This is a genomic window from Actinacidiphila sp. bgisy145 (assembly GCF_057708125.1).
In genome coordinates, this window is record NZ_JBYIRL010000015.1 from 120,371 (window position 1) to 144,015 (window position 23,645).

Below are 23,645 nucleotides of genomic sequence, written 5' to 3' on the forward strand. Positions count from 1 at the left end.
GTGCGGGCGGGGGTGGGCGGTCGGTCAGAGGATCAGGTTGCCGCTGGTGGCGCTGACCCGTTTCCCGTCCGCGGGCAGCCCCTCGCGGGTCACCTGGTCCTCTGTGCAGGCGGTGTGCAGCAGCGCGGAGGAACCGCCGAACGCGGCTGCGGCCAGGGCGAGTCGGCCGCCGGTGAACCGGGCGCCGACCGCGCTGTAGCGGTTGGTGCCGTCGGTGACCCGTACGTGCGCGGTGTCCGCGTCGGCCGCCTCGCTGCGCAGGTCCGCCAGCTCCCACACCACGGTGGCCCCGGTGCCGGTGTCACGGGACAGCAGCGCGCCGGCCGCGTTGGTCCCGGCCAGCCGTACGCCGCCGCCGACGCTGATCCGCTGGTCGCGTACGGCGCTGAGCGCGATGCCGGTGTCGGTGAGGCTGCCGCCGTCGACGGTGACCTCGGCCGCGCCGACCGACAGCGGCGCGCCCTTCGCGCTGCCGGTGAGGCGGCAGTCGGTGAAGTGCACCGGTCCGCTGCCGCGCAGGACGTTGCCGTCGAGCCCGGTGAACGTGGTCCGCACGAAGTGCACGGGCGCGGTGACCGGGGTCTGCACGAGCACGGACGCCTTCGGCAGGTCGAAGACGCAGTCGGTGACGGTGGTCGGCCGGCTGGAGCGGGCCGAGCGCTGGGCGACGGCGAAGAACGCGCCCGTGCAGCCGCGCAGTTGGGCGCCGTCGGCGTTGATCACCAGGGTGCCGTCGGGGTCGAAGGTGGGCCGGGGGATCACCTTGACGTTCTCCAGCGTCAGGTCGGTGATCAGGGTGTTCGCGGTGAACCAGGAGCAGACGTGGTTGCGTACGGTGATCCGCTTCGCCGAGTTCCCCCATTGGGCACCGGAGTTGGCGATGTCCATCAGCCCGGAGTTGCCGTCGAAGAGCAGGTCGTGCTCGTACTGCCCGTGGGTGGTGAAGGGGTTGCCGCCCTCGTCGTCGCCGTCGCCGTGGCAGTTGACGACCTGGCAGTAGGCCGACGCCGTCAGGTCGTTGAGGTGGCGGACGTTGCTGCTGGTGCAGTCGGCGACGTGGCCGTACAGGCAGTAGATCTGCTGGGTGAGGTAGCCGGCGCCGCCGTACATCACGGTGGGCGGGTTCTTCAGGCCGCACTGGAGGGTGCGGTAGCGGGTGCACCAGCGGCGCATGATGACCGGCCAGAAGGTGCCGGTGGCCTGGATGCGGGAGACGTCGCAGTCGACGGCGTACTCGTAGGCGACGGGGTGCGAGCCGGTGTACTCGTCGTCGACCGCGCCGGTGTCCTGGCCGGCGCCGAGGAAGACGAGGTGCTCCACCCGGGCGCCGACGACCGGCTCCACCCGGCGCCAGGTGAGCGTGCGGCCGGCCGCCAGCGGCCAGCCGTTGAGGTAGTCGACGCGGATGTGGGTGCCGTCGATGATCTCGGTGACCTCGACCATCTTCTGGAGCTCGCGCTCGTCGCTGCCGCCGCCGGCCACCTCGTCGCTCTGCACCGCCCACCACTGGCCGACCTCGAAGGCGCCGGAGTCGGGCACCGGGAAGGCGTCGGTGAGTTCGATGACGCCGGCGGGCAGCACGTGGGTGACGGTGTCGCCGGTGACGGTGCCCTGGAAGAACAGGACGGCGCCGAACGGGTTGTCGTGCGTGTTGCGTTCGATGCCGCCGGTGTGCACCGTGTGCCCGCCGAAGTCCAGGGTGATCCGGGAGCGGTGGTAGGTGTGGCGGCGCCGGAAGAGCAGGTCGGTGTGGGCCTCGACGCGGTGTACGGACGGGTCGCCGACCATGGCGTCCAGCGCGTCGTCGGCCGGGGTGCCCGCGTCGAACAGGCCGAAGCCGCGGAAGTCCAGCACCCCGTCGTGCACGCGGCGCCAACGGCCGTGCGCGGGGCGGTCGTCCGGCCGCAGGACGAGGCCGCCGTCGGGCGCGAGGGTGCTGGCGGCGTCCCAGCGTACGGTCATGCCGCCGCCGTCGCCGGGCGCGTGGTAGCCGGCGACGACCGCCACCGCGCCGGCCCGCAGCGACGCCGACGGGGCGGCCAGCAGGTCGGCGACGGTGGCCGCCGATGTCGCGGCCGGGCGCCCCGCGGCCGGGGCCCCGCCCTGGTCGTCCTTCGTACTGCCCGCGGGCTCGGCCGCCTGCGCGGGCACCGTGGCCAGCGCCCCGGCCGCGACGGCCGCCGCGCCGAGCCCGCCGGAGCGCAGCAGGTGCCTTCGGGTGGTGTTCATGATGCGGTGCCGTCCTTCCGTCCGGGACCGCTCTGCGGCCCGGGGTCGAGTGACGTGCGGTACGGGGGCATGAACTCGGTGCGCGGCATCTGGTCGGCCAGCACCCCGCCGTCCACCACGATGCGGGTGCCGGTCAGGTAGCCGCCGCCGTCCCCGGCGAGCAGCAGCAGCGCGCCGGTGCACTCCTCGGGCCGCGCGTAGCGGCCGAGCGGGATGCGGTGGCGGTAGGCGGCCTCGAACGCCGCCCGGTCGAACGGGAACTCGCCGTCGATCGGGGTCTCCACCATGCCCGGGGCCAGGCTGTTGACGGTGATGCCGTGCGGCGCCAGCTCGACCGCGAGGGTCTGCGTGAGCAGGTCCACCGCGGCCTTGGAGGCGTTGTAGTGCGCCAGCCCCGCCTCGGCGACCAGCGCGTTCTTGGAGGTGATGTTGACGATCCGGCCGGGCACGCCGTCGGCGACCATGTGCTCGGCGACCCGCTGGGTGAGGAAGAACACCGCGTCGAGGTTGACCCGCATCACGCGGTACCAGCTGTCCGGGGTGATCTCGTTGAACCGCTCCAGGGCCGCGGTGCCCGCGTTGTTGACGAGGATGCGGATCGGGCCGGCCTGGGCGCGTACCTCGTCGGCGAAGTCGTGCAGCGCCCCGATGTCGGACAGGTCCTGCTCGACGACGAGCGCGCCGCGCCCCAGGTCCCGGACGAGCGCGGCGGTCTCGGCGAGCCCTTCGGCGCCGGGCAGGTCGGTGAGGACCAGGTCGGCGCCCGCCTCGGCCAGCGCGGTCGCGAACGCCCGGCCCAGGCCGCGGGCCGCGCCGGTGACCAGCGCGGTGCGGCCGGTCAGGTCGAAGCGGCCCGCCGCCGTGCCGACCGCCGCCGCGTCAGCGCCGTCGGGCCGCGCCCGGTCCGTCCCGCCGGAGGCACCCGCGCCGCTCACGGCCCCTCCAGGCCGAGCAGTTCCAGCGACGGGCGGTGGATCAGCGCCTCCACCGCGTCCTGGTCGAGCGGGTCCAGCCCGGGGATGCCCGGGATGCGGGCGATCCGGCGCAGCCCCTCCACCGAGTCGTCCACCGTGGTGAAGGGGTAGTCGCTGCCGAAGAGCAGCTTGTCCCACACCCCGTAGTCCTGCACCAGGCGCAGGCTGTGCCACAGCTGGAACGGCCGGTAGTGCAGCGCGCTGACGTCGGCGTAGACGTGCCGGTGCTTGCGGATCACCGCGATGCACTCGCCCTCGAAGGGGTGGCTGAGGTGGGCCAGCACCATCCGCAGCTCCGGGTGGCGCATGGCCACCCAGTCCAGGTGCCGCGGCATGGCGTACTCCAGCGGCGCCTGCGAGACGAACGTGGTGCCGGTGTGCACCAGCAGCGGCAGCCCGTGCCGCTCGGCGTAGGCGTACAGCGGCTCGTACGCCTCGTCGGCCGGGTCGAACCCGGCGTACATCGGCATCAGTTTGATCCCGCGCAGCCCCAACTCCTGGTGGCCGTGGCGCAGTTCGTCCTGCCAGCCGGGCTGGGTCGGGTCGATGGAGAGGTAGCCGATCAGCCGGTCCGGGTGCTTCGCGACGTAGCCGGCCACGGCCGCGTCGTCGACCCACAGGCCGCTGCGGCGCGCCTTGCCGCCGACCACCACGGTCCGGGTGCCCTCGGGCGCGCTGGCCGCGTACTCCTCGTACCGCACGGTGAGGTCGACCTCGCCGGCGTGCGCCCGGGCGGACTCGGCGCGGAAGACGTCGTCGAAGTCGTGGCTGTGCCGGAAGAGATGGGAGTGCACGTCGACGATCATGTGCGGTTCCTCTTCTCCCAGCCGTCCGCGAACATGTTCCAGAACCGGTGGGTGGGCGGGTGCTCGGCGAAGACCTCGTCGACCAGCTCGATGCCGAGCCCGGGCGCGGTGGGCAGCTCGACGTGCCCGTCGGTGATCGGCAGCGCGCCGCGCACCGCGTCGAAGACGTACGGCTCCAGCAGCCCGTCGAAGGTCTCCAGGATCTTCAGATTGGTGATGCCGAGCGTGGCGTGCACCGAAGCGGTGGTGCACAGCGGCGAGTTGGAGTTGTGCGGGGCGACGAGCATGCCGTGCGCGTCGGCCTGGGCGGCGATCTTGCGCAGCTCGGTGAAGCCGCCGGCCATCGACAGGTCGGGCTGCACGATGTCGACGGCGTCGGTGGCGAAGAGCTGCTTGTACTCGTAGCGGTTGTGGAAGTGCTCGCCGCCGGAGATCGGGAAGGCCGCGATCTGCCGCAGCTCGGCGTAGCGCTCGATGTGCGTCCAGGGCAGCGGCTCCTCGAACCAGCCGATGTCGTACGGCGCCAGCTCGTGCACCAGCCGGCGGGCGGTGGCCATCGCGAACCGGGCGTGCCCCTCGACGAAGAGGTCCACCTCCGGGCCGACCGCCTCGCGCACCGCGGCGACCAGGGCCAGCGAGCGGCGCAGCTCGGGGCGCTCCAGCTCGTGCAGGCCCGCGCCGAACGGGTCGAACTTCAGCGCGCTGAAGCCCTTGGCGACGGTCTCCTTCGCCTTCGCGGCGAACTCGGCTGGCTCCCGCTCGCCGGTGTACCAGCCGTTGGCGTAGACCCGGACCCGGTCGCGGGTGGCGCCGCCGGTGAGCCGGTAGACCGGCACGCCCAGCGCCTTGCCCATCAGGTCGTACAGCGCCTGGTCGACGCCGGAGACGACGACGCCGCCGATGTCGCCGCCGCGCAGGAAGTCGCCCTGGTACATGCGCAGCCAGAGTTCCTCGACGTCGAACGGGTCGGCGCCCAGCAGGTGGCGGTGGCCCATGGCCTCGGCGAGCCGGCAGGTCTCGTCCACCCGGTAGGGGTGGGTGATCTCGCCGACGCCGGTCAGGCCCTCGTCGGTGTGGATGCGCACATAGCCGAAGTCGCGCCAGGCGGTGCCGAGTTGGAGGGTCTCGACCTTGCTGATCCGGCCGGCCGGGCCGGGCGGGCGGGTGGTGTTGACGGTGAGCATCAGCGGGCTCCGTTCGGTGCGGCGGCGCCGCCCATGGTCGAGGTGTGCGCCAGGTCGCTCGGGCCGCCCTCGGCGAGGGTGCGGGTGACGGCCGCCTCGGTCGCCTCCAGCAGCCGGTCCACGTCGGCGTCGGTGTGCGCGTAGGACAGGTGGCTGCGCTTGAGGTTGAGCGGCAGTTCGAAGACGCCGTGCTCGATCAGGTGGCGGCGGTAGCCGACGAACAGCGCGGTGTCGTTGGCGAGCAGGTCGTCGTAGCTGAGCGGGGCCGGGCCGGGCATGAAGTAGCTGACGAAGACCGAGCCGTAGCCGGTGACGACCGCGGGCACGCCGATCCGCCGGTAGAGCGCGGCCAGTTCGGTGCGCACCCGCTCGCCCAGCCGGAAGACGTGCTCGTGCACCGGCTCCTCGCGCAGCTTGCGCAGGGTGGCCAGCGCGGCGGCGACCGGCAGCGGGTGGCCGTTGTAGGTGCCGGCGAAGAACACCGGGCCGCCGGGCCGGCTGCTGAAGTGCTGCATCAGGTCGGCGCGGCCGCCGAGCGCGCCGATCGGGGCGCCGTTGGCGATCGCCTTGCCGAGGGTGGTCAGGTCCGGGGTGACCCCGCTGATCTCCTGGTAGCCGCCGAGCGCGTGCCGGAAGCCGGTGATCACCTCGTCGAAGACCAGCACGCTGCCGGCGGCGGTGCACTCCTCGCGCAGCGCGCGCAGGAACTCCGCGGTCGGCAGCAGCGCGCCGACGTTGTGCGGGACGGGCTCCACGATCACCGCGGCGATGTCGCGGCCGTGCGCGGCGAAGACCTCGCGCAGCGCGGCGGCGTCGTTGAAGCGCAGCACCAAGGTGGCGTCGAGGACTTCGGGCAGGATGCCGGTGGAGGTGGGGTCGGGCCGGCCGACCCGGTCGGGCGCGGAGATGACGTTGAGGCTCACCGCGTCGTGCCAGCCGTGGTAGCAGCCCTGGAACTTCACCACCAGCCGGCGGCCGGTGACCGCGCGGGCCAGCCGCAGCGCGTGGAAGGTCGCCTCGCTGCCGGTGCTGGTGAGCAGCACCTGCTCGATCGAGGGGACCAGCTCGGCCAGTTGCTCCGCGAGCAGCACCTCGTCCTCGGTGACGGCGACGCCGGTCAGCCCCAGCCGGCCGGAGGCGTCGGCGACCGCGGCGGCCACGTCCGGGTCGTTGTGGCCGAGCAGCGGCGGCCCGAAGGCGGCGTGGTAGTCGGTGAACTCCCGTCCGTCGCTGTCCCAGAACCGGGAACCCGCGGTGCGGGTGATCACCAGGTCGGTGAGGCCGGGAATGCTGCGCTGGCCGCTGTTGACCCCGCCCGGTATCACCTGGCGGGCCCGCTCGGCGAGCGTCATGTGGTGCTCCTCGCGTCGATGCTGTGGGTGACGGTCCCGGCCCTGCCCGGTCGGGACCGCGGGAGGCCATCCGCCCGGCAGGTCGTCGCAGGAATCGTTCGCTGCACTGAAGGAACGATTTTCAAGAACACTGTTCTGAATATCCGAACAGTGGTGGGATCTTAGATCCGGTTTCGCGCCCCGGTCAAGGGGGAACCGGTGGTAAACTGTTTCGCTATGCAGAACAGTGGTGCGCAAGGGTCCGCGGACGAGCAGGGACGGGCACCGGGAGCGGAGCCGAAGTACCTGGTGAAGACCGTGGCCAGAGCCGCGGAACTGCTGGAGGTGCTCGCCGCCGGCGGACCGGGTGCGGGACTGAGCGTCACCGAGGTCGCCCAGCGCAGCGGCGTCTCCAAGAGCGCCGCGTTCGGGCTGCTCCAGACCCTGCGGCACTACGGGCTGGTGGCCGACGAGGGCGAGGGCATGAACCGCCGCTACCGGCTGGGCATGTCGCTGGCCCGGCTCGGCGACCGTGCCCAGGCGCAGGTCTCCCTGCGCGACGTGGCCCGCCCGCTGCTGCGCGAGCTGACCGGCGCCACCGGCATGGCCTCGCGCGTCGCGGTGCCCCAGGACGGCCAGGCGGTCATCGTCGACCAGGTCGACGCCGGCGGCGGACTGCGGCTGGACCTGCGGATGGGCGCCCGCGAACTGCCGCACTGCACCGGCATCGGCAAGGCGCTGCTGGCGGCCATGCCCGAGGCCGAGGCACGCGAGCTGATCGCCCGCACCGGGCTGCCGCGCCGCACCTCGCGCACCATCACCGACGAGGCGACGCTCTTCTCCCACCTGGCCGACATCCGCGCCACCGGCTACGCGCTGGACGACGAGGAGGATGCCGACGGGATCTTCTGCATCGGCAGCGTGGTCCGCGACCACCGGGACCGGTGCGTCGGCGCGATCAGCATCACCGGGCTGAAGCTCGACCTGCCCGGCTGGCGGTTCCGCGAACTCGGCCTCCAGGTACGGGACTTCGCCGATCAGATCAGTCAGAGCCTCGGGCACGGCGGCGCCGGGGCGACGTCGGAGGGACGCACCGCGGCCACCGCGGGGTCTTGACCGATTCACCGGCCGGGGCATAGCGTCTCGCCCCATCGGACGGTGCCGCGTCAGCACCCTGCCCCTGGTCTGCGCTTTTCCCGCACCGGTCCGTCACCGCCATCCGCCCCTCCGGCAAGCGTCACGGGACTCGTCCTCACCTAAGGCCCATCGAAGGCTGAGGCACACCGTGAACGTTTCTCCTGGCCCCGTGCCGGGTTCCACCACCGACCAGAGCCCCGAGTCGAGCTCCGAACCGAGCCACCCGGACACCTCCCGCCGCAGGCTGCTGCGGGCCGGCGGCATCGGCGGGCTGCTGCTCGCGGCCACCACCACCGCGGTCGCCGCCGGCACCGGCACCGCCTCGGCCGCCGACAAGTCCCCCGCCCCGATCGCGGTGGACACCGTCGCCCACCTGCTCGCGCTCAACCCGAAGTCGCTCGCCGACGGCGCGGTCGCGTTCGTCTCCGGCTACCACGCCCCCGGCGACGGCGGCGGCCTGGCCGCCCGCTGGGACGCCGGCGCCACCACCGCCCCCAACGGCGGCACCGTGCTGCGCCCGGCCGGCCTCACCGGCAAGGGCCGCTGGCTCATGGTCCACGACGGCCTGCTGGACTTCCGCCAGTTCGGCATCGCCGACGCCTCCACCCCGGCCGACGACGCGCTGGACGCCATGATGGACGACCCGGCCGTCCACCGGATCGAGGCGCACACCGACCTCAACTTCACCAAGCGGCACACCTTCTCCCGCTCCCGGATCGAACTGGACTTCGGCGGCCACCTCGTCACCACCGACGGGATCGAGCCGAACAGCTACAACAACCCCTTCGGCGCGGTGCTCTACTTCCGCGGCACCGTCACCGACACCACGGTGAAGTCCGAGCTGTCCGCCGCCATGCCCGACCTCGCCGACATCTTCGAGGTGCCGGGGAGCGCGTCCTTCACCGTCGGCCAGTGGTGGACCGTCGAGATCGACGCGGCCGCGGGCACCGGGCTGTACGAGAAGGAGGTGCAGAAGCTCGTCCAGGTCACCGAGATCGTGGACGGCACGCACATCCGGGTCAACTACAAGATCGGCTGGGACCTGGCCGCCGGGCGCACCTTCACCTGGACCCGGGTCGAGCCGGTCGAGCGCGCCCATGTCCGCAACATGGTCTTCCAGGGCGTCCCCGACGTCGCCGACAACGACACCGTCACCGGCTCGCACCCGCTGGCCTACGAGTACGCCGTCTCCTGCGACGTCTCCGGCATCGACGCCACCGGCACCTTCTGGCCGGTGATCATCCGCCGCTGGTGCACCTACTTCCGCACCTCCGAGTGCCAGCTGAAGAACCCCGCCTCGGTCACCTACGGCGGCGCCGGCTACCTCACCCAGCAGATCTACTGCCTGTACGGCCACGTCGAGGACTGCCACGTCGCCAACGCCCGGCACCTCAACGACTGGACCGCCTCCGCCTACGGCTACGTCACCAACTGCCACGGCGACGGCGACGACCAGGGCCCCTTCGTCACCCACGGCCAGTTCGAGCACGACCTGACCTTCACCGGCAACTCCGGCCTGATGACCTTCGCCAACTCCGGTGCCGCCTGGGGCGGCGCGGCCAAGCGGGTCACCGTCCGCCGGCACGCCTGCTCCTGGTTCGTGGCCCGCACCAACATCACCGACCTGACGCTGGAGGACATGCTCGTCATCGGCAACGCCCAGGCCGGCTCCGGCATGATCTGGGTCAACGCCGACGGCGCCCAGCTGCGCGGCTGCGTCGCCTCCGGGCCGCTGGTGGTCTCGCAGGCGTCCGCGCGCTCCAAGCGGCCCACGGTGATCGCCGACTCCGCCTTCACCCAGGGCAAGGCGTCCGAGGTCACCGCGGCCACCGTCAGCTCCGACGTGCACCTGCTGCGGGTCACCCTGAAGAACCTGGACGGCGCGCAGTTCAACGGCACCGGCGACCTGGTGCTGGACCACTGCACCTTCACCGGCGCGGGCGACGGCGCCGCCCCGAGCACCGTCGCGCACGCCGACACCGCGGTGCACGGCGGCACCTTCGCCGACACCGGACTGGTGCTGGACTCCGCCAAGGACCAGCGGCTGTGGATCGACGGCGGCGCCCGCTTCACCGGCACCAACAGCTCCGCCGCCTTCCTCGCCCGCAGCGGCGCCGACCGCACCGTCAGCTGGCAGCTCGACGGCCTGGACTCCCGCGCCTCCGACGGCAAGACCGCGCACCTGCTGATCACCGACGGCGTCAACCACTACCGCGCGGGCGGCTCGTCCTTCACCGGCGGCCGCATCGAACTCGACCCGGCCGCGTTCACCGGCGCCGGCTACCTGCTGCACACCGGCTGCACCGAGGACGGCGTCACCCGCACCAAGGTGCCCGCCGAGGGCGACCGGGTCCGGCACACCAGCGGCAACCTGCTGGTCTGAGACCGCCGGCCGGGCCCGTTCCACCTCCCGGGCCCGGCCGGCCACCACCCCCTCGTACCCGTTCCCGCAGCACCGCCACGTCCACCGTGAGGAAGAGACCATGGCCACCGACCAGCGCAGCACCGGCGGCACCCCGATCCAGGGGCGCCCGGTGCGGATCGCCCTCGTGGGCGCGGGCAACCGCGGGATGACCTACGCCGGGTGGATACGCGAACACCCCGAGCGGGCCCGGATCGTCGCCGTCGCCGACCCCCGGCCCCAGGCGCGCGCCGCCCTGCCGTCCGCGACCGGCTACGGCGACTGGCGGGAACTGCTCGCCGCGACCGAGGCGAACGGCGGCCCGCTGGCCGACGGCGTCATCGTGGCCACCCAGGACCGCGACCACGCCGCACCGGTGCTCGCGCTGGCCCGGGCCGGCTACGCGGTACTCACCGAGAAGCCGCTCGCCCCCACCGAGGAGGAGTGCCGCGCCATCGTCGAGGGCGTCGAGGCGACCGGCGTGCCCTTCGCCGTGTGCCACGTCATGCGCTACACCCCCTACACCGACCTGGTGAAGAGCGTCGTGGACAGCGGCGTGCTGGGCACCGTCACGGGCCTGGACCACCTGGAACCGGTCGGCTGGTGGCACTACGCGCACTCCTACGTCCGCGGCCCGTGGCGCCGCGAGGCGGACTCCTCGCCGATGATCCTCGCCAAGTCCAGCCACGACCTGGACTGGATCGCCTACGTCACCGGCCGCCGGATCGAGACCGTGGCCAGCTTCGGCGCCCTGACCCACTTCCGCCCGGAGAACGCCCCGGCCGGCGCGACCGCCACCTGCCTGGACTGCCCGGCCGAACCGGCCTGCCCGTACTCCGCGCCCAAGCTGTACTACCCGGCGCTGCGCACCACCGGCGGCGCCTGGCCGATCGACCACGTCACCGAGCACGCCACCGGCCCGCAGGACGAGCCGGTCCTCACCGAGGCGCTGCGCACCGGACCGTACGGGCGCTGCGTGTACCGCGCGGACAACGACGTGGTGGACAACCAGGTGGTCGCCATGCGGCTGTCCGGCGGCGCCACCGCGGTGTTCACCATGACCGCCTTCACCGAGCAGACCCACCGCCAGACCCGGATCTTCGGCAGCCACGGCTGGCTGCGCGGCGACGGCGAACGGGTCACCGTGCACGACTTCCGCGACGACACCGTCCAGGTGCTCGACGTGGGCGCCAGCGGCTCCAACGCCGCCGACGGCCACGGCGGCGGCGACACCGTCCTGGTCGAGTCCTTCGTCACCGCGCTCGCCACCGGCGACCGCTCCCACATCCGCTCCGGCCCGCTGGAGTCCCTCGGCAGCCACCTCGCCGCCTTCGCCGCGGAACGCTCCCGGCACCGCGGCACCGTCGAGACCGTGCCGCTCCGCTGACCCCGCCCGGCTGACCCCGCCCAGCCGACCCCGCCCGCCCCGCCCGCGCCCGTACGACCGCCAACGCCCGCTCCACGCCCGGAAAGCGAGAACCACCGTGAGACGCCGTAACACCGCAGCCTTCGCCCTCTCCGTCGCCGCCGCCCTGACCGCCACCGCCGTCGCCGGCTGCGGCTCCGGCACCGGCTCCGGGTCCAGCTCGAAGAAGACGATCAACACCTGGGTCTACCCGGTGATCAATGACGCGAAGGCGAACTCCGCCTACTGGGACGGCCTGGTCAAGGGCTTCGAGAAGGAGAACCCGGGGGTGACCGTCAAGGTCTCCACCTACCCGTGGGCCAACCGCGACACCGCGCTGGCCACCGCGATCGCCGCCGGCAAGGGCCCCGACGTCGCCTACCTGATCCCCGACCAGCTCTCCGCCTACCAGCGCAACCTGATCCCGGCGGCCAAGTGGATGTCCGCCGCGGACAAGGCCGCCTACCGCCCGGCCGCGCTCAAGGCGGTCACCGTCGACGGGCAGGCGTACGCCGCGCCGGTGCTGATGTCCAGCTACCCGCTGCTGTGCGACAAGAAGGTCCTGAACGCCGTCGGCGAGACGACCGCGCCGACCACCTGGGACCAGCTCGCCGCGCTCGCCCCGAAGCTGAAGGCCAAGGGCTTCTACGCCACCAGCTACAGCGGCGACACCACCGCCACCCTCAACATGACCTTCTACCCGCTGCTGTGGCAGGCCGGCGGGGACGTCTTCTCCGCCGACGGCAAGAAGGCCGCCTTCAACAGCGCGGCCGGCGTCAAGGCCCTCACCTGGCTGAAGACCTTCGTGGACAACGGCTGGACGCCCAAGGACCTGGTCACCACCACCCCGCAGATCGAGCAGACCGACCTCGCCAAGAACAAGGTCGCCTGCACCTGGCAGAACACCGCCGCCGAGGTCGAGCCGTTCTGGGGCAAGGAGAACATCGAGGTCGGCCCGGCGCTGACCGCCGCCAAGTCCGTGGCGTACGGCACCGTCGGCACCCTCGCGGTCTTCAAGGGCGCCAACCAGGAGCTGTCCGGCAAGTGGATCTCCTACGTGTCCCAGCCGAAGAACTCCGCCGGGCTCCAGACGCCGGGCGGCTACTTCTCGCCGCGCACCGACGCCACCGCGCTCTACCCCGGCGACGCCATCCAGCAGGCCACCGAGAAGGTGCTCGGCAGCACCGACGTCGGGCCGCTCAACAAGGCCGCGCGTGACGTGATGGGCCTGCTCGCCCCGCAGATCCAGGCCGCGCTGCTCGGCAAGACCACCCCGCAGAAGGCGCTGGACGACGCGGCGCAGGCCGCCGACCAGCTGATCGCCCGCAAGCGCTGACCGCCCCCGCCGCCCACCGCCCGTACGGCTGCGGGCCGCCCGCCCCCGGTGGGCGGCCCGCCCGGCAGCACCCGCCGCTTTCCGAAGGAGGTCCCGTGGCCGCAGTCGCGGAACGTACCACCCGCCCGCAGAAGAACCGACGCGGACCGCACGCGCGCCGGGAGGCCCGGATCGGGCTGCTGTTCGTGCTGCCCTGCTTCCTGCTCTTCCTGGCCTTCCGGTTCGGCCCGGGCGTCGCCGGGCTGGTGCTCGGCTTCACCGACTACACCATCGGCGACACCACCCACTTCACCGGGCTCCAGAACTTCCAGCGGATGGTGCACGACCCGCTGTTCTGGTCCTCGCTGCGGGTGACCGTCGTCTACAGCGTGATCGCCGTGCCCTTCACCATCCTCGCCTCGCTCGGGCTCGCGCTGCTGACCCGGCGGGCCTTTCGCGGCTCGCGGCTGTTCCGGTCGATCTTCTTCCTGCCGGTGGTCACCAGCCTCATCCTGGCCTCCACCGTCTTCATCTGGATCTTCTCCACCAAGGGCCCCTGGTCGGACCTGATGGGCCTGCTCGGGCTGCCCGACCAGTCCTGGCTGACCGACTCCGCGCTGGTGCTGCCCGCGATCGCCCTGGTCGGCATCTGGTCCCGCTGCGGCTACGGCATGCTCATCCTGCTCGCCCGACTCCAGGACGTACCGAGGGAGTTGGAGGAAGCCGCGCTGATGGACGGCGCCGGGCCGTTCCAGCGCTTCCGCTACATCGTCGCCCCGCAGCTGAAGCCGGCGTTCTTCTTCCTCGCGGTGATCGAGACCACCAACAGCTTCCAGATCTTCGACGCCATCTACGTGATGACCGGCGGCGGCCCGGCCAACGCCAGCTACAGCCTCGTGTACCAGCTCTACGACGCCGGCTTCAAGTACAGCGACCTCGGCTACGCCAGCGCGCTCGGCTGCGTGCTGTTCGTGATGACCGTGGTCGTGGCGCTCGTGCAGCGGCTGGTGCTCGGAAAGGAGAAGTGACCATGGCGAACGCGACCGTGCGCGCCGCCCGGCTCCGCCGGGCCGACCGGCCCCGCCGGGCCACCCGCACCCGCGAGCGCGACACCGTGCCCCGCGCGCTGCAACCCACCGCCGCCGGGCGGATCGTCCGCGGGGTGCTGCTCGCGGTCGCCTCCGTGGCGACGGTCTTCCCCTTCTACGCGATGCTGGTGCTGTCGCTGAAGCCCGGCGCCGCGGTGTCGCTGCCCGGCAGCCTGCTGCCCTGGCACCTGTCCGGCTCCTCCTACAGCGCGGTGCTCGACGCCCAGGACGTGCCGCGCTGGCTGCTGAACACCGTCGTCTACTCGGTGGTGTCGGTGGTCGGGGTGCTGGTGCTGTCCTCGCTGGCCGGGTACGCCTTCGCCAAGAAGCGGTTCCGCGGCCGGGAGACCATGTTCTGGTCGTTCCTGTCGATGGTCATGGTGCCCTACCACGTCACGATGATCCCGACCTTCATCATGATGGCGAAGCTCGGCGGCGTGGACACCTACTGGGGCCTGATCGTCCCCACCCTCGCCAACGCCCAGGCGGTCTTCCTGATGCGGCAGTTCATCAGGGACCTGCCCGACGAGATGTTCGAGGCGGCCCGGCTGGACGGGTGCAGCGAACTGCGGATCTTCGTCAGCATCGTGCTGCCGCTGCTCAAGCCGATCCTCGCCACGCTCGGCACGTTCGTCTTCCTGTGGCACTGGAACGACTTCCTGTGGCCGCTGGTCATGGGCCAGAGCAGCGACATGCGCACCCTCACCGTCGGCATCGCGTCGCTGCAACAGCAGCAGGTGCCGCTCAGCCAGGTGCTCGCCGGTTCGGTGATCGCCTTCGTCCCCATCTTCGCCGCCTACCTGGCCGGCCAGCGGTACTTCACCGAGGGCGTCACCGGTTCGGCCGTCAAAGGATGACCACGCACATGCCTCACACCTCCCCGAGCACCTCTCCGAGCGCCTCCCCGAGCGCCTCCCCGTCCCCCGCCGGCTTCCCGGAGGACGAGCAGCAGCTCGAAGACCTGCTCGCCACGCCGTCACCCGCCCTGGTGGCCGACCTCGCCCGCCTCGACGGCGACCTGGTCGTCCTCGGCGCGGGCGGCAAGATGGGCCCCAGCCTGTGCCGGCTGGCCCGCCGCGCGCTGGACGCCGCGGGCCGCGGCGACCTCGCGGTGCACGCCGTGTCCCGCTGGTCGGACCGGAAGGCGGCCGACGCGCTCGCCGCCGAGGGCGTCCGCCCGGTCGCGTTCGACCTGCTCGACGGCGACCCGGCCGAACTGCCCGACGCGGGCAACGCGGTCTTCATGGTCGGCGCCAAGTTCGGCTCCGCGGGCAACCCCGCGCACGCCTGGGCGGTCAACGCCGCCCTGCCGGACCGGATCGCCCGCCGCTACCGGGACGCGCGCATCGCCGCCTTCTCCACCGGCAACGTCTACCCGCTGGTCGACACCGCCTCCGCCGGGTCCGCCGAGACCGACCCCGTTGGCCCGGTCGGCGAGTACGCCATGTCCTGCCTGGGCCGCGAACGCGTCTTCGGCCACCACGCCGCCGAACACGGCACCCGCGTCGCGCTGCTCCGGCTCAACTACGCGATCGACCTGCGGTACGGGGTGCTCGCCGACATCGCCGCCACCGTGCACGCGGGCGAGCCGGTCGACGTCACCACCGGCCACGCCAACGTGGTCTGGCAGGGGTACGCCAACGAGGTCGCGCTGCGCGCGCTGCTGCACGCCGACGCCGAAGCCTTCACCCTCAACCTCACCGGCCCGGAGACCGCGTCCGTACGGCGGCTGGCGCACCTGTTCGCCGAGGAGTTCGGCCGGGCGGGCACTACTGGCGGCGGCCCGGGCAGCGAAACCGCCCTGGAACAGGCATCCTTGACGACGGGTCAGGAATCCGGCACGGCCCTGCTGTCCGACGCGAGCCGCTGCCACGCCCTGTTCGGCTATCCGCCGGTGCCGCTGCGCACCCTCGTCGGCTGGCAGGCCGAGTGGATTCGGCGCGGGCTGCCGCTGTCGGGCCGGCCCACCAAGTTCCATGTCCGCGACGGAAGGTTCTGACCCACCGTGTCCACCCGCACCCCCGGCACCGCCGCCCCCACCGGCACCGACGGCGCCCCCGCAAGCGTTTCCGGCCGCACCCCGGACGACGCTCCCGGCAGCGCACCGGGCGGGGCGAGCCCGCTCGACCTGCTCGCCGCCGGCACCGTCATACCCGCCCACCCGCTGGCCCTCACCGCCGAACGCCGGCTGGACGAACGGCGCCAGCGCGCCCTGACCCGCTACTACCTGGCCTCGGGCGCCGGCGGCATCGCCGTCGGCGTGCACACCACCCAGTTCGAGATCAGGGACGCCGCCGTCGGCCTGCTCCGCCCGGTGCTCGAACTCGCCGCGGAGACCGCCGACAAGGAGTCCGGCCGCCCCGTGGTGAAGATCGCGGGCGCCTGCGGCTACACCGCGCAGGCCGTCGCCGAGGCCGAACTCGCCGCCGAACTCGGCTACGACGCGGTGCTGTTGAGCCCCGCGGTGCCCGGCGCCGACGAGGCCGGGCTGCTGGAGCGGGCCCGCGCCGTCGGCCAGGTGCTGCCCGTGGTCGGCTTCTACCTCCAGGAGGCCGTCGGGGGCCGCTACCTGTCGGCCGGCTTCTGGCGGGCGTTCGCGGAGATCCCCTCCGTGGTGGCGATCAAGGCCGCGCCCTTCGACCGCTACCGCACCGCCGAGGTGATCGCCGCCGTCGCCGCGAGCGACCGCGCCGGGCAGGTCGCCCTGTACACCGGCAACGACGACGCGATCCTCCACGACCTGCTCACCCCCTACCGCACCTCCGGCGGTGAACTGCGCTGGTTCGCCGGCGGGCTGCTCGGGCAGTGGGCGGTGTGGACCCGCGGCGCCGTGCGGATGCTGGCCGAGGTCCGCGCGGCCCGCGCCGGCGACCAGGACCTCATGACCGACCTGCTGCGCCGGGCCCCGCAGCTCAGCGAGGCCAACGCGGCGGTCTTCGACGTCCGCAACGCCTTCCGCGGCTGCATCCCCGGCGTCCACGAAGTCCTGCGCCGCCAGGGCCTGCTGGCCGGCACCTGGTGCCTCGACCCCGCCGAACGGCTCTCCCCGCGCCAGGCCGAGGAGATCGCCCGCGTCGCCGCCGCCTACCCCTGGCTGACCGACGACGCCTTCGTGGCGGAGCACCGCGATGCCTGGCTCTCCTGACCCCGGCGGCCCCCGACCTCCCCTCGCCGGCGGGGAGCCGGCGCGGGGCGGGCGGGCGGTGGTCGTCGTCGCGGTGGGGCAGGCGCTGCGGCGGCAGCTGTTCACCGGCGCGTCCTGGGAGCGGCTGACCGCACTGGCCGAGGTCGTGCTCCTCGAACACCCCGGCGACCGGGCGGAGCTGGCGGCCGCCCTGCGCGCGGCCGACGTGCTCGTCACCGGCTGGGGCACCGCCCGGCTCGACGCCGAACTGCTCGCGGGCGCACCCCGGTTGGGGCTGGTGGCGCACACCGGGGGAGCGGTGAGCCCGTATGTCACCCGGGAGGTGTTCGCCCGCGGGGTGCGCGTCACCCAGGCCGGCGCCGCCATGGCCCGGCCGGTAGCCGAGGTCGCCCTCGCCTTCACCCTCGCCCTGCTGCACCGCGTCCACCGCTTCGACCACGCGCTGCGCTCCGGCGCGCCCTGGGAGCAGGCCGAGGCGGCGCCCGAGCGCCACCAGATCCTCGGCTGTCCGGTGGGCGTGATCGGCGCCTCCCGCACCGGCCGCGCGTACATCGCCCTGGTCCGGGCGCTCGGCGCCGAGGTGACAGTGGCCGACCCGTATCTCGACCCGGCGGACGCGCACGCGCTCGGGGTGCGGGTGGCCGGGCTGGACCAGGTGCTGGCCGGCAGCCGGATCACCGCGGTGCACGCGCCCGCGCTCGCCGAGACCCGGCACCTGCTCGGCCGCAGGGAGCTGGCCCTGCTCCCCGACGGCGCCGGGCTGGTCAACACCGCCAGGTCCTGGCTGGTGGACGAGGCCGCGCTGCTGGCCGAACTGCGCACCGGCCGGATCGACGCGGCCCTCGACGTCTACGACGACGAACCGCTGCCCACCGGCCACCCGCTGCGCGCCCTGCCCAACGTGCTGCTGACGCCCCATCAGGCCGCGGCGACCGTCGAGGGGCGGCACGCGCTGGGCGACAGCACCGTGGCCGAGGTCGAACGGCACCTGCGGGGCGAGGAGTTGCGGCACGCGGTGGACCGCGACGCGCTGGCACGCGTCGAGTAGCCGTACACCCGGCACCGGCCGGCACCCGCACCCGTACCCCTGCCCGCACCCCGATGCGCACCCGCATCGCCCGCACGAGGAGAGAACACCAATGCGCCTGATGCGCCTGGGACCGGCCGGCGGCGAGCGCCCCGTGCTCGGCACCGCCGACGGCCGGACGTACGACCTGTCCGGCCTGACCCCCGACATCGACCCCGCCTTCTTCGCCGCCGACGGCCCCGCGCGGGCCCGGGACGCGCTGGCCGCGGGCGCGCTGCCCGAACTCCCGGCCGCCGACCTCGCCGGGCTGCGCGTCGGCGCGCCCGTCGCCCGGCCCGGCGCGGTGCTGTGCATCGGCCAGAACTACGCCGCCCACGCCCGCGAGTCGGGCGCCGAACCGCCCACCGAGCCGATCCTCTTCCACAAGAGCCCCAACACCGTGGTCGGTCCGCAGGACACCGTGCTCATCCCGCGCGGCTCGCGGCAGACCGACTGGGAGGTGGAGCTGACCGTGGTGATCGGCCGCCGCGCCCGCTACCTCGCCGCGGACGACGACCCGCTGGCGTACGTCGCCGGCTACGCGCTGGGCGACGACGTCTCCGAGCGGGCCTTCCAGCTCGGCACCCCCGGCGGCCAGTGGGCCAAGGGCAAGAGCTGCGAGACCTTCCACCCGCTCGGCCCCTGGCTGCTGACCGCCGACGAGGTGCCCGACCCGCAGGCGCTGCGGCTGCGCTCCTGGGTCAACGGCGAGCCCCGGCAGGACTCCTCGACCGCCGACATGATCTTCGGCGTCGCCGAGATCGTCCGGCACCTGTCCCAGTACCTGGTCCTGGAGCCGGGCGACCTGATCGACACCGGCACCCCCGAGGGCGTCGCGCTCTCCGGCCGCTTCCCCTACCTGTCCGCCGGCGACGTGGTCGAGATGGAGATCGAGGGCCTCGGCCGGCACCGCTCGGTGTGCGCCGATGCCTGAGCGCGCCCGACGCGGCCCGGACCGGCGCGGCGGCCGCCCGGTGACCGCGCGGTGCTGACCTTCGACGCCCGGCCGGTGCGCACCGGCGGCTTCCGGCTCGCCGAGGGCCCGGTCTGGGACGGCCCGCGCGAGCGGCTGCTGTGGGTGGACATCGACGCCGGGCTGGTCCACGAGGGGCGGCTGCGGCCCGGCCGGGTGGAGGTGGTGCGCAGGCACCGCCTCCCGGGCCCGGCCGCCGCGGTCGCCTGCGCCGCCGACGGCCGCCTGCTGGTCGCGGGCCGGTACGGCCTGACGGTGCTGCTGCCCGACGGCACCCGCCGGGCCGGCGCCCGGGTGCTGCCGCAGGGCGCCCCGGCCCGGCTGAACGACGGCGGCTGCGACCCGACCGGGCGCTTCCTGGTCGGCTCGGCCGCGCTCGACGGCCGCCGCGGCGCGGACATCCTGGTCCGGCTCGCGGGCGACGGCCGCCCCCGCCCCCTGGACACCGACCTCACCTGCTCCAACGGCCTGGCCTGGTCGCCCGACGGCACGCTGATGTACAGCGTGGACACCGGCGCCGGACTGGTCCGGGTCCGCGGCTACGACCCGGCGACCGGCCGGGCCGGGCCGCGCCGGGACTTCCTCGCGGTGCGCGGCGGGCTGCCGGACGGGCTGTGCACCGACCGCGACGGCAACCTGTGGCTCGCGGTGTGGGGCGCGGGCGAGGTGCGCTGCCACGCGCCGGACGCCCGGCACCTGGCGACCGTACGGGTTCCCGTGGCGCACCCGTCGAGCGCGGCCTTCGCCGGGCCCGGCCTCGACACGCTGCTGATCAGCGCGGGCGGGCCCGACGGCGGCCTGTTCGCGGTGCGCCCGGGTGCGCGGGGCGCGCCCCTGCCCGCCTGGGACGGCGTGAGCCGCTGAGCGGGCCCCGGGTCAGAAGGTCGTGGCCGGGTTCAGCTCGGACTTGGTGATGCCGGTGCCGGGCACCCCCCACTTGGCGAAGATCTTCGCGTAGGTGCCGTCGGCGATCAGCTTGTTCACCGCGTCGCGCAGCGCCGGGGCGATCGGCGAGTTGCGGGCGGTGACGAAGCCCACGGCGGTGGTGCTGATCTGGCCGAGGAACCTGGTGCCCGCGATCCGGGTCGCGTCGTACTTCAGGCCGAGGGTCGGGCCGAACATCACATCGACCTTGCCGTTGGCCAGGCCGAGGAAGATCGGCGCGCTGTCGGCGAAGTACTGCACCTTGTACGGCTTCTTGCCGGCCTTCGCGCAGTCGCCGGCGCCGTCGGTGAGGATCTGCTGGAAGGTCGAGCCGGGCGAGGTGGCGACGGTCAGGCCGCACAGGTCGGTGAGCTTCTTCACCGACGTGAGGGAGACGGTGCGCGAACCGAGGAACGCCTGCCCGTCGTTGAGGTAGGTGGCGAAGTCGACCACCTTCTCGCGTTCCTTGGTGGCGCCGAAGTTGTCCTGGCCGACGTCGTAACGGCCGTTCTGCACACCGGGGATGATCGTGGGGAAGGTGCCGTTCTGCACCTTCCAGGTGACGCCGAGCACCTTGGCGACGGCGTTGCGCAGGTCCACGTCGAGGCCGACGTCCTTGCCGTTGTCCTGGCCGGCGTGCGGCAGGCCCTGCACGCCCGGCTGGAGGGTGGTGCCGAGCGTCAGGGTGCCGCTGGCGCGGACCTTGGCGGGCAGTTCGGCGGTGAGCTTCGGGTCGGCGGTGACGGCGGAGACCACGTCCTGGGTGGGGATCGCGGTCGAACTCCCGCCGCTGGCAGCGGGTTTGGCGCCCGCGTCGGAGGAGGTGCCGGCGGAGTCGCCGGAGGAGCCGCCGCAGGCGGCGAGCAGCGCGAGGGCGGCCGCGGTGGCCGCGGCGGTGGCCGCGAGTCTCACGGAGCGGCGGTGGGAACGGCGGTGGGAACGGCGTTCGGTGGTCACGGGAGTGCCTTTCGGGGAGACCGGCGAAGGGCGCCGGCGGGTGCGCGGCAGCAGGGGGCCGCGGGGGAGCACGCGGGGTGCGAGCGGGGGAGTCAGAGGACCGCGGCGAGGAAGGAGCGGGCGCGTTCGTGCCGTGGCGCGCTCAACACGTCGGCGGGGGCGCCGGATTCGATGATCCGTCCGCCGTCGAGGAAGACCACGGTGTCGGCGGCCTTGCGGGCGAAGCCGATCTCGTGGGTGACGACGATCATCGTCATACCGCTGACCGCCAGGTCCTGGATCACCGCCAGCACCTCGCCCACGAGTTCGGGGTCGAGCGCGCTGGTCGGCTCGTCGAAGAGCAGCAGCCGCGGGTCCATCGCCAGTGCGCGGGCGATCGCCACCCGCTGCTGCTGGCCGCCGGACAACTGCCGGGGATAGGAGTCCTCCCGGCCCGCCAGGCCCACCCGTTCGAGCAGCTCGCGCGCCCGGGCGGCGGCCTGCTTGCGGGGGACGCCGCGCACCGCCACCGGTGCCTCGACGATGTTGCCGAGCACCGTCAGGTGCGGGAAGAGGTTGAACTGCTGGAAGACCATGCCGACGTCCGCCCGCTGCCGGGTGACCGCGCGCGCCCGCAGCTCGTGCAGCCGCCCGCCGTCGTGCCGGTAGCCGACCAGCTCGCCGCCGATCTCCACGAACCCGGCGTCCGGCCGCTCCAGGTGGTTCACGCAGCGCAGCAGCGTCGACTTCCCGGACCCGGACGGCCCGAGCAGCACCGTGACCTCGCCCTCGCGCACGTCGAGGTCCACACCGTCCAGCACGGTGTGCGCGCCGTAGCTCTTGCGCAGGCCGCGCACCCGCACCAGCGGCCGCCCGCCGGCGCTCATGACAGCCCCGCCGCGGTGGAGGCGCCGGCCGGCCCGAACAGCGGTACGTTCGCGCGGGCCACCTGCCAGAAGCCGCGCGCGGTACGGTCGCCGGGCCGCCCGCTGCCGCGCGCGTAGTGCCGCTCGACGTAGTACTGGCCGACCGACAGCAGCGTGGTCAGGATGACGTACCAGAGGGTGGCGACCAGCAGCAGCGGCATGATCAGGAAGTTCTGGTTGTAGATCAACTGGCTGGAGTACAGCAGGTCCTGGACCGCGATGACGCTGACGATCGAGGTCGCCTTCAGCATGCCGATCAGCAGGTTGCCGGAGGCGGGGATGATCGCGGGCATGGCCTGCGGCAGCACGATCCGGCGGAAGATCCGCCCCTCGCCCAGCCCCAGCGCCCGCGCCGCCTCGCGCTGCCCGCGGTCGACCGACAGGATGCCGCCGCGGACGATCTCCGAGGAGAACGCGGCCACGTCCAGCGTCAGCCCGACGTAGGCGGCCAGCACCCCGCTGAACAGGTGCGCGGTCGAGACGCCCGCGAACTGCGGCCCGAACGGCACCCCCACCGACAACCGCGGGTACAGCGAGGCCAGTTCGTACCAGAAGAGCAGTTGGACGAGCGGCGGGACCGAGCGCACCAGCCAGACGTAGCCGAAGCTCAGCGCGCGCAGCACGGGGTTGCGCGACAGCCGCATCGCGGCGACGCCGACCCCCAGCAGGTAGCCGCTGGCCATCACCGCGCCGGTCAGCCACAGGGTCAGCTCGAGGCCGTGCAGGATCGAGGAGCTGAGGAAGTAGTGGCCGACCACGTGCCATTGGAAGCGCGGGTTGGTGGCCAGGGTGTGGACGAGCATCGCGAAGAGCACCAGCAGCACCGCCGCCGAGAGCCACTGCCCCGGCCGCCGCAGCGGCACGATCCGGGCGGCGAGCAGCGAGGCGTCGGCCGGGCGGACGTCCAGCGCGCGGAACTCCGGGGACGGCGGCCGGTCGGATTTCGGCTCAGCGGGCTGATCGGCTGCGGACGTGGTGGGCCGGTCGGACGCGGGCCGGCCCGCGTCCGCGGGTTTGCCGGGCGCGGTCGGGTCGGGCGGGGGCGGCGGGTGGCCGGGGGCGGCGGTGACCGGCCCGGAGGTGTCGTGCTGGGGCATCGTCGGGGTTCCCGTCTCGTCGGGGAGCGCGGCGGCATCCGGGCATGGCGGCCCCGCGCGGGGCCGGCCGGCCGGGCGGGGCCACCGGGAAGGAGGGCAGGGGCGGGCGGGAGTTCAGCCGGCCGCGCACGCCGGGGGAGTGGGCCGCGGCACCGATGGCGCGGCGGTGGGAAAGCGGGAGGTGCGGGAGGTGCGGAAGGAACGGCGGCGGGCCGTCAGCGGGCCGCGGGCGTCCCCGGACACAGGGCGCTGCACACGCGGAGCAGGTCGACATGGCGCCGGACCACCCGGGTCCGGGCGAAGCCGCGGGGACACTGCGCCAGGCCGCGTCGGTCTGCGTCCATGCCCGTCCCCTCGCTGTCTTCGGCGCTGTGGGCGCCGGGCCTGACGGCCGGTGGTACGACCGCGGACACCGGTCGTGGCGGGCCGCGTGACACCGGGCCCGTGCCCTCAGCACGTTAACCGCAGGGCGGCGGCCGGGCAATCCCCCTCGGCGCCCGCCGGATGTGGCGCGGATCGCGTCCGGCGAGGGGGGATTGTGTTCGAACACGGCACCGAGTTACCGTGCTTGCAGGTCATGAGCGTCAGCAACCAAGGCCCTGGCCGGCTGACCGGCAACCCTCCGTCGCGGTGGGGTGCTCCAGGTGACGACCCGGCGGAGCCGACGGCGGCTCGGCAAGCGCGAGCTCGGCAGGCGTGAGCCGATCG

Annotated in this window: 19 protein-coding genes and 1 riboswitch; of the genes, 11 read left to right on the top strand and 8 right to left on the bottom strand. The window is 73.6% G+C overall.

The window, feature by feature from the left end; genetic code table 11:
* Positions 1-24 precede the first annotated feature (24 nt).
* Genes AC3ERT_RS16055 through AC3ERT_RS16075 form a run of 5 tightly spaced genes read right to left on the bottom strand, consistent with a single transcriptional unit; the run spans position 25 to position 6,545 of the window.
* Positions 25-2,229, bottom strand: a complete 2,205-nt coding sequence (locus AC3ERT_RS16055) for a peptidase C14 (RefSeq protein ID WP_435174885.1) — start codon at positions 2,227-2,229, stop codon at positions 25-27.
* Positions 2,226-3,164 carry an SDR family NAD(P)-dependent oxidoreductase gene (locus tag AC3ERT_RS16060; RefSeq protein WP_435174888.1) on the bottom strand — a complete coding sequence of 313 codons (939 nt, stop codon included), beginning with the start codon at positions 3,162-3,164 and terminating at the stop codon, positions 2,226-2,228. The genes AC3ERT_RS16055 and AC3ERT_RS16060 overlap by 4 nt, the downstream gene beginning before the upstream one ends.
* Positions 3,161-4,009: an amidohydrolase family protein gene (locus tag AC3ERT_RS16065; protein WP_435174891.1), complete on the bottom strand. Its 849-nt coding sequence runs from the start codon at positions 4,007-4,009 to the stop codon at positions 3,161-3,163. The genes AC3ERT_RS16060 and AC3ERT_RS16065 overlap by 4 nt, the downstream gene beginning before the upstream one ends.
* Positions 4,006-5,193 (bottom strand): mandelate racemase/muconate lactonizing enzyme family protein, encoded by a 1,188-nt coding sequence (locus AC3ERT_RS16070; RefSeq protein WP_435174894.1) that lies wholly within the window; start codon positions 5,191-5,193, stop codon positions 4,006-4,008. The genes AC3ERT_RS16065 and AC3ERT_RS16070 overlap by 4 nt, the downstream gene beginning before the upstream one ends.
* Positions 5,193-6,545: an aspartate aminotransferase family protein gene (locus AC3ERT_RS16075; protein ID WP_435136678.1), complete on the bottom strand. Its 1,353-nt coding sequence runs from the start codon at positions 6,543-6,545 to the stop codon at positions 5,193-5,195. Before AC3ERT_RS16075 ends, AC3ERT_RS16070 begins: the two co-directional genes overlap by 1 nt.
* Before the next feature lie 216 nt (positions 6,546-6,761).
* On the opposite strand from AC3ERT_RS16075, the gene AC3ERT_RS16080 reads away from it, so the two are divergent.
* The 11 genes from AC3ERT_RS16080 to AC3ERT_RS16130 all read left to right on the top strand — a co-directional run bounded on the left by AC3ERT_RS16080 (position 6,762) and on the right by AC3ERT_RS16130 (position 19,918).
* Positions 6,762-7,640, top strand: a complete 879-nt coding sequence (locus AC3ERT_RS16080; protein WP_435174896.1) for an IclR family transcriptional regulator — start codon at positions 6,762-6,764, stop codon at positions 7,638-7,640.
* A 190-nt stretch (positions 7,641-7,830) separates the two neighbouring features.
* Positions 7,831-10,044, top strand: a complete 2,214-nt coding sequence (locus tag AC3ERT_RS16085) for a peptidase C14 (RefSeq protein WP_488179843.1) — start codon at positions 7,831-7,833, stop codon at positions 10,042-10,044.
* Positions 10,045-10,144: 100 nt separating this feature from the next.
* Positions 10,145-11,449 carry a Gfo/Idh/MocA family protein gene (locus tag AC3ERT_RS16090; RefSeq protein ID WP_435174899.1) on the top strand — a complete coding sequence of 435 codons (1,305 nt, stop codon included), beginning with the start codon at positions 10,145-10,147 and terminating at the stop codon, positions 11,447-11,449.
* Positions 11,450-11,546: 97 nt separating this feature from the next.
* Positions 11,547-12,803, top strand: coding sequence for an extracellular solute-binding protein (locus AC3ERT_RS16095; RefSeq protein WP_435174901.1), 1,257 nt, complete (start codon positions 11,547-11,549; stop codon positions 12,801-12,803).
* 95 nt (positions 12,804-12,898) lie between these two features.
* Positions 12,899-13,810 carry a carbohydrate ABC transporter permease gene (locus AC3ERT_RS16100; RefSeq protein ID WP_335979544.1) on the top strand — a complete coding sequence of 304 codons (912 nt, stop codon included), beginning with the start codon at positions 12,899-12,901 and terminating at the stop codon, positions 13,808-13,810.
* A gap of 2 nt (positions 13,811-13,812) precedes the next feature.
* Positions 13,813-14,727: a carbohydrate ABC transporter permease gene (locus AC3ERT_RS16105; RefSeq protein ID WP_335979546.1), complete on the top strand. Its 915-nt coding sequence runs from the start codon at positions 13,813-13,815 to the stop codon at positions 14,725-14,727.
* An 8-nt stretch (positions 14,728-14,735) separates the two neighbouring features.
* Positions 14,736-15,869: an NAD-dependent epimerase/dehydratase family protein gene (locus AC3ERT_RS16110; protein WP_435136668.1), complete on the top strand. Its 1,134-nt coding sequence runs from the start codon at positions 14,736-14,738 to the stop codon at positions 15,867-15,869.
* A 150-nt stretch (positions 15,870-16,019) separates the two neighbouring features.
* Positions 16,020-17,015, top strand: a complete 996-nt coding sequence (locus tag AC3ERT_RS16115) for a dihydrodipicolinate synthase family protein (protein ID WP_435136722.1) — start codon at positions 16,020-16,022, stop codon at positions 17,013-17,015.
* A complete protein-coding gene (locus AC3ERT_RS16120; RefSeq protein ID WP_435136665.1) occupies positions 16,999-18,063 on the top strand; it encodes a hydroxyacid dehydrogenase in 1,065 nt (354 codons plus the stop codon). Before AC3ERT_RS16115 ends, AC3ERT_RS16120 begins: the two co-directional genes overlap by 17 nt.
* Before the next feature lie 91 nt (positions 18,064-18,154).
* A complete protein-coding gene (locus tag AC3ERT_RS16125) occupies positions 18,155-19,015 on the top strand; it encodes a fumarylacetoacetate hydrolase family protein (protein ID WP_435174903.1) in 861 nt (286 codons plus the stop codon).
* A gap of 51 nt (positions 19,016-19,066) precedes the next feature.
* Positions 19,067-19,918: an SMP-30/gluconolactonase/LRE family protein gene (locus AC3ERT_RS16130; protein ID WP_435174906.1), complete on the top strand. Its 852-nt coding sequence runs from the start codon at positions 19,067-19,069 to the stop codon at positions 19,916-19,918.
* A 12-nt stretch (positions 19,919-19,930) separates the two neighbouring features.
* Here the strand turns inward: AC3ERT_RS16130 and AC3ERT_RS16135 are convergent, their stop codons facing one another.
* From AC3ERT_RS16135 to AC3ERT_RS16145, 3 genes are all read right to left on the bottom strand, one after another.
* Entirely contained in the window at positions 19,931-20,890 is a 960-nt protein-coding gene (locus AC3ERT_RS16135; RefSeq protein ID WP_335979558.1) for an ABC transporter substrate-binding protein, read from the bottom strand.
* Positions 20,891-21,027: 137 nt separating this feature from the next.
* Positions 21,028-21,801 carry an amino acid ABC transporter ATP-binding protein gene (locus AC3ERT_RS16140; RefSeq protein ID WP_435174909.1) on the bottom strand — a complete coding sequence of 258 codons (774 nt, stop codon included), beginning with the start codon at positions 21,799-21,801 and terminating at the stop codon, positions 21,028-21,030.
* Positions 21,798-22,937, bottom strand: a complete 1,140-nt coding sequence (locus tag AC3ERT_RS16145; protein WP_435174912.1) for an amino acid ABC transporter permease — start codon at positions 22,935-22,937, stop codon at positions 21,798-21,800. The genes AC3ERT_RS16140 and AC3ERT_RS16145 overlap by 4 nt, the downstream gene beginning before the upstream one ends.
* Positions 22,938-23,510: 573 nt before the next feature.
* Positions 23,511-23,625, top strand: a riboswitch (SAM riboswitch).
* Positions 23,626-23,645 lie beyond the last annotated feature (20 nt).